This window comes from Pseudomonas sp. P116 (assembly GCF_020149425.1).
GTDB classification, from domain to species: domain Bacteria; phylum Pseudomonadota; class Gammaproteobacteria; order Pseudomonadales; family Pseudomonadaceae; genus Aquipseudomonas; species Aquipseudomonas anatoliensis.
Genome location: NZ_JACVHB010000003.1, coordinates 717,998 through 730,782 on the forward strand (window position 1 = coordinate 717,998; position 12,785 = coordinate 730,782).

The window sequence follows — 12,785 nt, forward strand, 5'->3', positions numbered from 1 at the left end:
TTGAGTGGTGTTATCCACAGAGCAAGTTACGCCTCGGCTTTTTTCGCAGCCGCTTCGATCTTACGCGTGATGTACCACTGTTGTGCAATCGACAGGCAGTTGTTCACTACCCAGTACAGCACCAGACCAGCCGGGAACCACAGGAAGAAGAAGGTGAAGATGATTGGCATCATTTTCATGACCTTCGCCTGCATCGGATCCGGAGGAGTCGGGTTCAGCTGCTGCTGGATGAACATGGTTGCGCCCATGATGATCGGCAGAATGAAGAACGGATCCTTGATCGACAGGTCAGTGATCCACAGCATGAACGGTGCTTGGCGCATTTCCACGCTTTCCAGCAGAACCCAGTACAGCGAAAGGAAAACCGGCATCTGCACGAGGATCGGCAAGCAGCCGCCCAGCGGATTGATCTTCTCTTTCTTGTACAGCTCCATCATGGCTTGCGACATTTTCTGCCGGTCATCGCCATGCTGCTCTTTCAGTGCAGCCAGTTTCGGCGCAACGGCACGCATACGCGCCATCGATTTGTAGCTGGCAGCCGACAGAGGGAAGAAAATACCCTTGATCAGCATGGTCAGGAAGATGATCGACCAGCCCCAGTTACCCACGATCGCGTGGATGTGTTGCAGCAGCCAGAAAATCGGCTGGGCAATGAACCACAGGATGCCGTAGTCGACAGTCAGTTCCAGACCTGGGGACAACTCTTTCAGCACGGCCTGGCTTTTCGGACCGGCGTACAGAACAGCACTGGTTTCAACTTTGGCACCTGGTGCAGCGGTCATTGTTGGACCGGTGTAACCGATGATGTAGTTGCCTTTGCTGTCTTTACGGGTCTGGACGATGTTGTTTTCGCCCTTCGCCGGAATCCACGCGGTCACGAAGTAGTGTTGCAGCCAGGCTACCCAACCACCGGTAACGGTTTCCTTGAGTTGCGCCTTGTCCATGTCCTTCATGGACACTTTCTTGTACGGCTCCGAACTTGTCCACAGGGCAGCGCCCAGGTAAGTCGCGGTGCCGGTAGCAGTTGTGGACGAAGGATCGCCACTGTCGTCGCGCTTCAACTGAGCGAACATCGCGCCATTCCAGGGCTGAGCGCTCTGGTTATCCACAATGTAGGAAACGGTTACGTCATACAGGCCGCGTTTCACCGTGAAACGCTTGATGTAATTGACGCCGTCCTTGCTGAACTTCAGATCAACGACCAGTTGGTCCTGACCGTCAGCCAGTTGATAAGTCTTCTTCTCGGCGGAGTAGACAGGGCGACCAGCCGGATTTGCGTCCGGGCCATTGGTACCGATCAGACCGCTTTGCGCCAGATAAATACGTTCGCCGCCGTTGTCGAACAGCTGGAACGGAACGTCTGGACGATCCTGACGACGCGGATACAGAGGCAAGGTCAGTTGAGCAACGTCACCACCTTGTGGATCGATCGCGAGATCGAGCACGTCGGTTTTGATCTGGATCAGATCCTTGCTGGCAGCCACCGGAGTTTCAGCTGGTGCGCTGGTATCGCTAGCGGAGCGCGGAATATCGTCACTGGCGGCAGCATTATTGCCAGTGGCGGTGTCCGGCAAACCGGATGTAGTCGTACTGGAAGCAACATTCTGAGTCGGCAGGGCAGCCTGGCCATAGTCCTGGTTCCATTTAAGAACCATAACGTAGGACACGATTGCCAGGGCGACGATCAGGATCGTGCGTTTGATATCCATGATTACTCGGCCATCGAAGAAGAACGGGAGGTAGGGATAGGTGGAACCGGGTCATAACCACCGGGATTCCACGGATGACAGCGACCTAAACGACGAAAGGTCAGCCAGCCACCGCGTAGAAGGCCATGATTTTCAATGGCTTCATACGCGTAGCAGGAACAACTGGGGTAGAAACGACAGTGGCTGGCCATCAAAGGACTAATGGCATAGCGATAAAACTGGATCGGAACGAGGGCCAGTTTACGCATCTGGACTGTCTACCCCTACAGTTTCGGTTTTGACTGCTGGAACTGGATTGTTACGGGCCAGACGCTTCCAGAGTTTGCCGAAATGCTGAATCAATTCGGGGTTTTCTACATCACCCAAACCTTTGCGCGCGACGATAACGATGTCCCAGCCGACCAGTGAATCCTGGTGCAGACGGAACGATTCGCGCATCAGACGTTTGAGGCGATTGCGCTCAACGGAGAGCTTTACGCTCTTTTTCCCGATAACCAACCCGAGACGGGGGTGATCAAGATCGTTGTTGCGCGCAAGGAGCAGGAGATTTTTCCCCGGAACCTTGCCGGTAGGGGAGTCAAAGACTGCCTTGAAATGCCGGGGGGTAAGCAGACGCTTTTCCCGACTGAAGTCCTGACTCACCTCCAGTACCGGATTATCAAACTGCCAGACGCGCACGACCTTTGGCGCGGCGACGCGACAGGACTGCGCGACCGTTCTTGGTAGCCATGCGAGCACGGAAACCGTGAGTACGAGCGCGTTTGATGGTGCTTGGTTGGAAAGTACGTTTCATGTCGTGTTACCTGGTTCGTCCACAACGGGCCGGAATGGCCCCCGTTTTAAGAGACCGGGGATTCTAGAGAAAGCAAGCCTTCAGGTCAATTTCCAACCAACGTTTCCTTATAAATAGATCTCAGGACCTTCTTTGGCTGAAAGCCTGTTCGCCTTACATAAAATTAAAGAAGGGAATTATTTAAAGCTTTTCTGTAAAGCTTATAAAAGCTAGGGACGCGATCTGCTGTGGATAACTACCTCTAGGCCATGTCTAACCTGATGTACAGAGAATGACAACTACAGTGGAAAACCGTGTTCAGCCTGTGCTGCACTGTCGGATAACCTGTGTGTGGAATGGGCTGTTATCCACAGGCAGGTTATCCACCGAGTTTAGCCCCCACTTGTCCAATGCCCTTAGAGGCGGTTATCCACAGAGCTTATTCACACACCGTTGGTCGCCTTTTTTCCGGTTAACGCAGCGATAAATCATGGATTCGGGGCAACCTGCATGTGGATAAGTGGACGGCCCGCCGCTACAATGGCCGCTTGTTTTTGCCTCACCGGCTTTCAACTTAGGGGATATCCGTGTCAGTGGAACTTTGGCAGCAGTGCGTGGAGCTTTTGCGCGAGGAGCTGCCTGCCCAACAATTCAACACCTGGATCCGTCCACTACAGGTCGAAGCCGAAGGCGACGAGTTGCGCGTCTATGCACCGAACCGTTTTGTGCTGGACTGGGTCAACGAAAAGTACCTTGGGCGCGTCCTCGAACTGCTGGATGAGCACGGCAACGGTATGGCGCCGGCGCTTTCCTTATTAATAGGTAGCAAACGCAGCTCGGCTCCGCGTGCGGCCCCGAATGCCCCGTTAGCCGCTGCGCAAGCGTCTCTGGCCCATGCCAACAACGCACCTGCAAGCGTGCCAGCGCCGGCCCCGGCGCCAACTTCGGCGAAGCGTTCGACGCAGAGAACTGCTGAAGTCAGCGAAGAGCCTTCTCGCGACAGCTTCGACCCGATGGCCGGTGCAGCGTCGCAGCAGGCGCCGGTTCGCGCCGAACAGCGCACTGTGCAGGTCGAAGGTGCGCTCAAGCACACCAGTTACCTGAACCGCACGTTCACCTTTGAAAACTTCGTCGAAGGTAAATCCAACCAGCTCGCCCGCGCGGCGGCCTGGCAAGTGGCGGACAACCCGAAGCATGGCTACAACCCACTCTTCCTATATGGTGGCGTTGGCCTGGGTAAAACTCACTTGATGCACGCGGTGGGTAACCATCTATTAAAGAAGAACCCGAATGCGAAGGTCGTGTACCTGCATTCCGAGCGTTTCGTGGCCGACATGGTCAAGGCGCTGCAACTGAACGCCATCAACGAGTTCAAGCGCTTCTACCGTTCGGTGGATGCCTTGCTGATCGACGACATTCAGTTCTTTGCCCGGAAGGAACGTTCCCAGGAAGAGTTTTTCCACACCTTCAACGCTCTGCTTGAAGGTGGCCAGCAGGTCATTCTCACTAGTGACCGCTACCCGAAAGAAATCGAAGGCCTTGAAGAACGTCTGAAATCCCGCTTCGGCTGGGGCCTGACCGTTGCCGTCGAGCCGCCGGAACTGGAAACCCGTGTAGCAATCCTGATGAAGAAGGCCGACCAGGCCAAAGTCGATTTGCCGCACGACGCAGCTTTCTTCATTGCCCAGCGCATTCGCTCCAACGTCCGTGAGCTGGAAGGCGCGCTAAAACGCGTGATTGCCCACTCGCACTTCATGGGCCGCGACATCACCATCGAGCTGATTCGCGAATCCCTGAAAGACCTGTTGGCGTTGCAAGACAAACTGGTCTCTGTGGATAACATTCAGCGTACCGTCGCCGAGTACTACAAGATCAAGATTTCCGATCTGCTGTCCAAGCGCCGTTCGCGCTCGGTGGCACGTCCGCGTCAGGTCGCCATGGCGCTGTCCAAAGAACTGACCAACCACAGCCTGCCGGAAATCGGTGATGTGTTTGGCGGCCGCGACCACACGACTGTTTTGCACGCCTGCCGCAAGATCAACGAACTTAAGGAATCCGACGCGGACATCCGCGAGGACTACAAGAACCTGCTGCGTACACTGACCACTTGATGAACACCAGCGCAGCTTATTAAGGCAAGGGACTAGACCATGCATTTCACCATTCAACGCGAAGCCCTGTTGAAACCCCTGCAACTGGTCGCAGGCGTCGTTGAGCGCCGACAGACCTTGCCGGTACTCTCTAACGTGCTGCTGGTTGTCGAAGGCCAACAATTGTCGCTGACCGGTACCGACCTGGAAGTCGAACTGGTCGGTCGTGTGCAACTTGAAGAGCCGGCTGAAACAGGTTCCATCACCGTGCCTGCGCGCAAGCTGATGGATATCTGCAAAAGCCTGCCCAACGATGCACTGATCGACATCAAGGTCGACGAGCAGAAGCTGGTGGTGAAGGCTGGCCGTAGCCGCTTCACCCTGTCGACCCTGCCTGCCAATGATTTCCCGACTGTGGAAGAAGGCCCGGGCTCGCTGACCTGCAGCCTGGAGCAGAGCAGACTGCGTCGTTTGATCGAACGCACCAGCTTCGCCATGGCCCAACAGGACGTGCGTTACTACCTCAACGGTATGCTGCTGGAAGTCTCCGAAGGCATCATCCGCGCAGTGGCCACCGATGGTCACCGTCTGGCGATGTGCTCGATGAAGGCCGATATCGGTCAGCCGGATCGCCACCAGGTGATCGTGCCGCGCAAAGGTATTCTCGAACTGGCTCGTCTGCTCACTGAGCCGGACGGCATTGTCAGCATCGTCTTGGGTCAGCATCACATTCGCGCCACCACGGGTGAATTCACCTTCACCTCGAAATTGGTCGACGGCAAGTTCCCGGACTACGAGCGCGTTCTGCCGAAGGGCGGCGACAAGCTGGTGCTGGGCGATCGTCAGGCGCTGCGTGAAGCGTTCAGCCGTACCGCGATTCTGTCCAACGAGAAATACCGCGGTATCCGTCTGCAACTGGCCAGTGGTCAGTTGAAGATCCAGGCCAACAACCCGGAGCAGGAAGAAGCGGAAGAAGAAGTGGGCGTTGAATACAACGGCGGCTCTCTGGAGATCGGCTTCAACGTGAGCTACTTGCTCGACGTGCTGGGCGTGATGACCACCGAGCAGGTTCGTCTGATCCTGTCCGACTCCAACAGCAGTGCGCTGGTGCAAGAGTCCGACAACGACGATTCGGCTTACGTTGTCATGCCGATGCGCCTGTAAACAGCTGATCCTGGATGTCCTTAAGTCGTGTTTCGGTCACCGCGGTGCGTAATCTGCACCCGGTGACCTTCTCCCCCTCCCCCCGCATCAACATCCTTTACGGCGCCAACGGCAGCGGCAAAACCAGTGTTCTGGAAGCTATTCACCTGCTGGGGCTTGCCCGTTCGTTTCGTAGCACGCGGCTGTTGCCAGTCATCCAGTACGAGCAACTTGCCTGCACCGTGTTCGGTCAGGTCGAATTGGCCGAGGGTGGCCACAGTGCTTTGGGAATATCGCGCGACCGTCAGGGCGAGTTCCAGATCCGCATCGACGGCCAGAATGCCCGTAGCGCGGCGCAACTTGCGGAAATCCTGCCGCTGCAGCTGATCAACCCGGACAGCTTCCGCTTGCTGGAAGGCGCGCCGAAGATTCGCCGGCAGTTTCTCGATTGGGGCGTGTTCCACGTCGAGCCACGGTTCATGGCCACTTGGCAGCGCTTGCAGAAGGCCCTGCGCCAGAGAAACTCTTGGCTGCGGCATGGTACACTTGACGCCGTTTCACAAGCGGTTTGGGACAGGGAACTGTGCCAGGCCAGCGCTGAAATCGATGAATACCGCCGCGCTTACATCAAAGCCTTGAAACCAGTCTTTGAACAAACCTTGAGCGAACTGGTTGAGCTCGAAGGTTTGACGCTCAGCTATTACCGAGGTTGGGACAAAGACCGGGAGTTGAGTGCCGTACTTGCTGGGTCCCTGCAACGTGATCAGCAGATCGGCCATACCCAGGCTGGGCCACAACGAGCTGATTTGCGTCTTAGATTGGGTGCACACAACGCCGCGGACATTTTGTCCCGGGGTCAGCAGAAGTTGGTGGTCTGTGCATTGCGGATTGCCCAAGGGCATCTGGTGAGCCAGGCCCGTCGCGGTCAGTGTATTTATCTGGTGGATGACTTGCCGTCCGAGCTGGACGAGAACCACCGTCGCGCGCTGTGCCGCTTGTTGGAAGACTTACGCTGCCAGGTTTTTATTACCTGTGTAGATCACGAATTATTGAGGGAAGGCTGGCAGACGGAAACGCCAGTCGCTTTGTTCCACGTGGAACAGGGCCGTATCACCCAGACCCACGACCATCGGGAGTGAAGGCATTGAGCGAAGAAAATACGTACGACTCAACGAGCATTAAAGTGCTGAAAGGCCTGGATGCCGTACGCAAACGTCCCGGTATGTACATTGGTGACACCGACGATGGCAGCGGTCTGCACCACATGGTGTTCGAAGTGGTCGACAACTCGATCGACGAAGCCCTCGCCGGCCACTGCGATGACATCAGCATCATCATCCACCCGGATGAGTCCATCACCGTTCGCGACAACGGCCGTGGCATCCCGGTAGACGTGCATAAAGAGGAAGGCGTTTCCGCCGCCGAGGTCATCATGACCGTCCTCCACGCTGGCGGTAAGTTCGACGACAACTCCTACAAGGTATCCGGCGGTCTGCACGGTGTAGGTGTTTCCGTAGTGAACGCACTGTCTGAAGAGCTGATCCTGACCGTTCGCCGCAGCGGCAAGATCTGGGAACAGACTTACGTGCACGGTGTTCCGCAAGAACCGATGAAAATCGTTGGCGACAGCGAAACCACGGGTACGCAGATTCACTTCCGCCCTTCCGATGAAACCTTCAAGAACATTCACTTTAGCTGGGACATCCTGGCCAAGCGCATTCGTGAACTGTCCTTCCTCAACTCCGGTGTCGGCATCGTCCTTAAAGACGAGCGCAGCGGCAAGGAAGAGCTGTTCAAATACGAAGGTGGCCTGCGTGCGTTCGTTGAATACCTGAACACCAACAAGACTCCGGTCAATCAGGTGTTCCACTTCAACATCCAGCGTGAAGACGGCATCGGCGTAGAAATCGCCCTGCAGTGGAACGACAGCTTCAACGAGAACCTGTTGTGCTTCACCAACAACATCCCGCAGCGCGACGGCGGCACTCACCTGGTGGGCTTCCGTTCCGCACTGACGCGTAACCTGAACACCTACATCGAAGCTGAAGGCCTGGCGAAGAAGCACAAAGTCGCCACCACGGGTGACGATGCGCGTGAAGGCCTGACCGCGATCATTTCGGTGAAAGTGCCGGATCCGAAGTTCAGCTCCCAGACCAAAGACAAGCTGGTCTCTTCCGAAGTGAAGACCGCCGTCGAACAGGAAATGGGCAAATACTTCTCCGACTTCCTGCTGGAAAACCCGAACGAAGCAAAGCTCGTTGTCGGCAAGATGATCGATGCAGCACGTGCCCGTGAAGCAGCGCGCAAGGCCCGCGAGATGACCCGCCGCAAAGGCGCGCTGGACATCGCCGGCCTGCCGGGCAAACTGGCCGACTGCCAGGAAAAAGACCCGGCGCTGTCTGAACTGTACCTCGTGGAAGGTGACTCCGCGGGCGGCTCTGCCAAGCAGGGACGTAACCGCAGGACCCAGGCCATCCTGCCGTTGAAGGGTAAGATCCTCAACGTCGAGAAGGCGCGCTTTGACAAGATGATCTCTTCCCAGGAAGTGGGCACCTTGATCACCGCGCTTGGCTGCGGCATCGGTCGCGACGAGTACAACATCGACAAGTTGCGCTATCACAACATCATCATCATGACCGATGCTGACGTCGACGGGTCGCACATCCGTACTTTGCTGCTGACCTTCTTCTTCCGTCAGTTGCCGGAGTTGATCGAGCGTGGCTACATCTACATCGCTCAGCCGCCGCTGTACAAGGTCAAGAAAGGCAAGCAAGAGCAATACATCAAAGACGACGACGCCATGGAAGAGTACATGACGCAGTCGGCCCTGGAAGATGCGAGCCTGCACCTGAACGAAGAAGCGCCAGGCATTTCCGGCCCGGCGCTGGAACGTCTGGTGAATGACTTCCGCATGGTGATGAAGACTCTCAAGCGTCTGTCGCGCCTGTACCCACAGGAACTGACCGAGCACTTCATCTACCTGCCGGCCGTCAGCCTTGAAAAACTCGGCGACCATGCTGCGATGCAAGACTGGCTGGCTCAGTACGAAGTCCGTCTGCGTACCGTCGAGAAGTCCGGTCTGGTCTACAAGGCCAGCCTGCGTGAAGATCGTGAACGTGGCGTGTGGCTGCCAGAGGTCGAATTGATCTCCCACGGCCTGTCGAACTACGTGACGTTCAACCGCGACTTCTTCGGCAGTAACGACTACAAAACTGTCGTCACCCTCGGCGCTCAACTGAGCACCCTGCTCGACGACGGCGCGTACATCCAGCGTGGCGAACGCAAGAAAGCGGTCACCGAGTTCAAGGAAGCTCTGGACTGGCTGATGGCCGAAAGCACCAAGCGCCACACCATCCAGCGATACAAAGGTCTGGGCGAAATGAACCCGGATCAGCTGTGGGAAACCACCATGGACCCAAGCTCGCGTCGCATGCTGAAGGTCACCATCGAAGACGCCATTGGCGCGGACCAGATCTTCAACACCCTGATGGGTGATGCGGTCGAACCTCGCCGTGAGTTCATCGAGAGCAATGCTTTGGCGGTATCCAACCTGGATTTCTGATCCCGGTCAGCACCAACAAAAAGGCCAACGCATTTGCGTTGGCCTTTTTTTGTTGGCGTGGTCAAAAGATCGCAGCCTTCGGCAGCTCCTACATTGATCTCGTGTAGGAGCTGCCGAAGGCTGCGATCCTTTGATCTTTATTCTTGTCCCGTCGCCACACTTTCCAGCCGATACCCGTACCCATAAATCGTCAGCAGCTGCCAGCCGCGATCCGCTGTCAGCCCCAGCTTGTTGCGCAGTCGATAGATGTGCGTGTCCAAGGGACGTGACGAGGCGACTTCTTCATGGGGCCAGAAGCGCTCATATAGGTAATCCCGCGACAGCGGTCGGCCGAGGTTGCTGAACAGGCATCGTGCGAGGCGGTATTCGCGTTCGGTCATGACGATCGGTTTGCCCTCACGGGTGACCGTCAGCTCGGCATCGTCGAACTTCAAGTCATTGAAGCTCAGCACTTCGTTCGCTGCGCTGCGTGGCTGGCTGTGCCGGCGCAATACTGCGGCGACTCTGGCTTTCAGTTCATTGGGCCGGAACGGCTTGCTGACGTAATCGTCTGCGCCAGCATTCAGGGCCTGGACGATATCGCTCTCGCCGTCACGGCTGGTAAGCATGATCGCCGCTGGTGGCGCCTCCATGTGTTCACGGGTCCAGCGCAACAAGGCCAGCCCGGTGAGGTCGGGCAGCTGCCAGTCGAGGATCAGCAGGTCGAAGGTTTCCCGGCGCAACTGTCGCAGCAGGTCTTCACCGCGCTCGAAGCTGTGCAGCGACCAAGGCTGTTCTCCGGCTTCGGCCATTTGCTGCAGGGTCTGCTCGACCCGGCGCAGTTCGGCAGGTTCGTCGTCCAGTATCGCAACGCGCATACGCGGTGGTTCCTTGTTGCTGGGGCAGTTGGCCGTCAACCATAGTCGCTCGGCGATTCTCAGGAAAGTAAGCGGCCCGCCGTTGGTCGACGTCCGCTATGATTCTTCGGGTCAAGTATCAGACCTGTGACCTATGAAACCATTCACACCACCCTGTCCTTTTTCCCATGAATGACCGCAGACGGCATGAAAGCCGCGAGCCAAGCCAGGTGCAGCGACTGTTTCGCCAGTTGGTGCGCGAGTGGTTGTGGATAAGTCTAGTGCTGTTGCCGCTGACTGCGCTGTTATCTTATCGAGCGCAGGTCAATCTGAATGACGCATCCCCGGGCCTTGGTGCATTACTCTCGGTGGGCCTCGTGGCTTGTGTTCTTGGGCTGCTGTTGTGGCGTCCTCGCCTGGCCCTTTGGATGACGCTGATCGGTATGGCCTGCGTGCTGCTGACCAGCGCCGGACTGGCGGAAATCCGCGAGTGGTGGTCGCCGACGCCAGCGGTGCTGGGGATGTTGTTCGGCTATCTGATCTGGAACTGGCGGCGCCTGAGTGTGGTGCTGACGTACTTCGGTTGGGAGCTGGCGCGGCTGGACAGCGAACCGAAAGTCTTTCCCGAACGCCGCCGCGCACAGTTCACCGGCGCTGATCACTTGCAGCGCCAGATCATGGCGCTCGAACAAGCCATGAGTCGTACCCGCGATACCCGGCGCTTTATCGCTGACGGGCTGGAATATTTACCCGTCGCCACGCTCATCAGCGACCCCAAGGGTCAGATCCTTTTGGGCAATCGCAAGGCTCGCGAGCTGTTCGATCATGCTTTGGTGGGTGACGACGTTCTCGATCAGCTGGCGCTGCTCGGATATCCAGAGTTGTCCACAGCCCCGCGTCCTCTGTTATCCGCACTGCCGTTGCTGGAATTTCGCGATCACAAGGAGCGCAGCCTGCGCCTTGAGCGTGCTGCGCTGCTGCCGGTGGACGGTGACACGCCAATCGGCTGGCTGCTGAGTTTGACCGACCTGAGTGCCGAGCGCGCCGCCGAGGAACAACGCGGCGTTTTGTTGCGCTTCCTCTCGCATGATTTGCGTGCCCCCCATTCGGCGATTCTTGCGTTGCTCGATGTGCATCGTCATCAGGCCGGAGCCGATGCGCCATTGTTCGAACAAATAGAGCGTCAGGTTCGCCGGGCTCTGGATCTGACCGACGGCTTTGTGTTGCTGGCGCGGGCTGAATCCGAGGCGTATCAGTTCCAGCCGACGTTGTTCGGGATGCTGGTGCTGGATGTGCTCGATCAGGCCTTGCCGATCGCTCAGCAGAAACGCATCGAACTGCTGCACGACATGGACGAGCAGTCCCAGGAACGGCTGGTGTCTGCTGACCAAGGCTTGCTGACCCGTGCGTTGTTCAATCTGCTGGAAAACGCCATCAAGTACAGCCCGGCTGACACCACGATTCAGTTGCGCGTCACGTGTCAGGACGATTGGCTGCGCTGCGAGCTGATTGATCAGGGCAAAGGCATTGCTGCCGCGGAACTGCCCGACCTGTTCAGCCAATACCGGCGCTTTTCTTCGGCTCAGGGCATTGATGGCGTTGGCCTGGGCCTGTCGATGGTTAAAGCCGTGGTCGATCACCATGGCGGCAGAATCGAATGCCGCAGTGTGGTCGATCAAGGCACGACGTTCAGGCTTGAGTTGCCGCTGTTCGTTGAATGAACAGGCACAAAAAAACCGGCTATATCAGCCGGTTTTTTTACATCCAAAAAAAACTTATGCACCTTTTACGGTGTTTTATGATCTTGAGAAATATATAAGTAAATCAGTAAGTTATATCTAATATTCAAGCTTTTTCAACAAAAGCGTACACAGGTTATCCACAAAATCTCAGACAGCGATCTGGTCACTTGCAGCGGGTGCCTGTGGCGCGGGTGGCAATGAACCCATTTCCCGTTGCGTCTGCTCGTTCCAGGCTTGCACCCGGTCATTCAACGCTGCAATGGCTCGCGGCCCAGTACCTTCGGCGTACATCGGTTCGCCAATGACCACAGTGATTACCCCAGACTTCTTCGCCCAACCGGTTTTTGGCCAGAATTTGCCAGCATTGTGTGCAATCGGCAGTACCGGAAGCTCGGCATTCACCGCCAAAGCGCTGCCACTGCGCGAGAATTTTCCGACAGTGCCGTAGGGCACGCGAGTGCCTTCCGGAAAGATCAGCACCCAGACATTGTCTTTGAGCAACTCATCGCCTTTTGCCGCGACTTGCTTGAGCGCGGCTTTCGGGTTGTCGCGATCAATCGCGATCGGTCGCAGCATGGCCATTGCCCAGCCGAAGAACGGCACGAACAGCAATTCGCGCTTGAGCACCTGGCTCAAAGGCGAGAAATAAGCGGAGAGAAAAAACGTCTCCCAAGTGCTCTGGTGGTTCGACTGAATCACGCAGGGCCGGTCTGGCACGTTATCCGCGCCTTTGATTTCGTAACGGATACCGAGGAACACCTTGGTCAACCACAAGGCGCAACGGCACCAGTACACGTTGATAAAACGATAACGCGCCTTGAACGGCAAAAAGGGCGCGATGAAAAAGCTCAGGCTGCACCACAACAGAGACGTGGTGCCCAGCAGCAGGTAAAAGAGGAAGATTCTGATGGCCCGCAGTATCGACATGGCG

The 12,785-nt window shown here is 56.9% G+C and carries 11 protein-coding genes; 5 read left to right on the top strand and 6 right to left on the bottom strand.

Annotated features, from left to right (window positions below; translation table 11 throughout):
* Positions 1–26: 26 nt before the first annotated feature.
* The 4 genes from yidC to rpmH are packed head-to-tail and all read right to left on the bottom strand — an operon-like array spanning position 27 to position 2,502.
* Positions 27–1,709: a membrane protein insertase YidC gene (yidC, locus tag ICA15_RS13725; protein WP_150603657.1), complete on the bottom strand. Its 1,683-nt coding sequence runs from the start codon at positions 1,707–1,709 to the stop codon at positions 27–29.
* A 2-nt stretch (positions 1,710–1,711) separates the two neighbouring features.
* Positions 1,712–1,957, bottom strand: coding sequence for a membrane protein insertion efficiency factor YidD (gene yidD / locus ICA15_RS13730; protein ID WP_010465488.1), 246 nt, complete (start codon positions 1,955–1,957; stop codon positions 1,712–1,714).
* The gene (gene rnpA / locus ICA15_RS13735; protein WP_042556900.1) at positions 1,950–2,351 is read right to left on the bottom strand and encodes a ribonuclease P protein component; all 402 of its coding nucleotides are present in this window, start codon (positions 2,349–2,351) and stop codon (positions 1,950–1,952) included. The genes yidD and rnpA overlap by 8 nt, the downstream gene beginning before the upstream one ends.
* 16 nt (positions 2,352–2,367) lie before the next feature.
* Positions 2,368–2,502: a 50S ribosomal protein L34 gene (gene rpmH, locus ICA15_RS13740; protein WP_003213577.1), complete on the bottom strand. Its 135-nt coding sequence runs from the start codon at positions 2,500–2,502 to the stop codon at positions 2,368–2,370.
* A 566-nt stretch (positions 2,503–3,068) separates the two neighbouring features.
* Between rpmH and dnaA the strand changes: the two genes are divergently transcribed.
* Genes dnaA through gyrB form a run of 4 tightly spaced genes read left to right on the top strand, consistent with a single transcriptional unit; the run spans position 3,069 to position 9,276 of the window.
* Positions 3,069–4,592, top strand: a complete 1,524-nt coding sequence (dnaA, locus tag ICA15_RS13745) for a chromosomal replication initiator protein DnaA (protein WP_150616969.1) — start codon at positions 3,069–3,071, stop codon at positions 4,590–4,592.
* A gap of 39 nt (positions 4,593–4,631) precedes the next feature.
* Entirely contained in the window at positions 4,632–5,735 is a 1,104-nt protein-coding gene (gene dnaN, locus ICA15_RS13750; RefSeq protein ID WP_042556902.1) for a DNA polymerase III subunit beta, read from the top strand.
* Between the two features lie 14 nt (positions 5,736–5,749).
* Positions 5,750–6,853: a DNA replication/repair protein RecF gene (gene recF / locus ICA15_RS13755; RefSeq protein ID WP_150595884.1), complete on the top strand. Its 1,104-nt coding sequence runs from the start codon at positions 5,750–5,752 to the stop codon at positions 6,851–6,853.
* Positions 6,854–6,858: 5 nt separating this feature from the next.
* The gene (gene gyrB / locus ICA15_RS13760; protein WP_150603659.1) at positions 6,859–9,276 is read left to right on the top strand and encodes a DNA topoisomerase (ATP-hydrolyzing) subunit B; all 2,418 of its coding nucleotides are present in this window, start codon (positions 6,859–6,861) and stop codon (positions 9,274–9,276) included.
* A gap of 137 nt (positions 9,277–9,413) precedes the next feature.
* Here the strand turns inward: gyrB and ICA15_RS13765 are convergent, their stop codons facing one another.
* Positions 9,414–10,133 (bottom strand): response regulator transcription factor, encoded by a 720-nt coding sequence (locus ICA15_RS13765; protein WP_210553265.1) that lies wholly within the window; start codon positions 10,131–10,133, stop codon positions 9,414–9,416.
* Between the two features lie 167 nt (positions 10,134–10,300).
* On the opposite strand from ICA15_RS13765, the gene ICA15_RS13770 reads away from it, so the two are divergent.
* Positions 10,301–11,833, top strand: a complete 1,533-nt coding sequence (locus tag ICA15_RS13770; RefSeq protein ID WP_210553264.1) for a sensor histidine kinase — start codon at positions 10,301–10,303, stop codon at positions 11,831–11,833.
* A 168-nt stretch (positions 11,834–12,001) separates the two neighbouring features.
* Here the strand turns inward: ICA15_RS13770 and ICA15_RS13775 are convergent, their stop codons facing one another.
* Complete coding sequence (locus tag ICA15_RS13775; protein ID WP_150616972.1) at positions 12,002–12,781, bottom strand: lysophospholipid acyltransferase family protein; 780 nt, start codon at positions 12,779–12,781, stop codon at positions 12,002–12,004.
* Positions 12,782–12,785 lie beyond the last annotated feature (4 nt).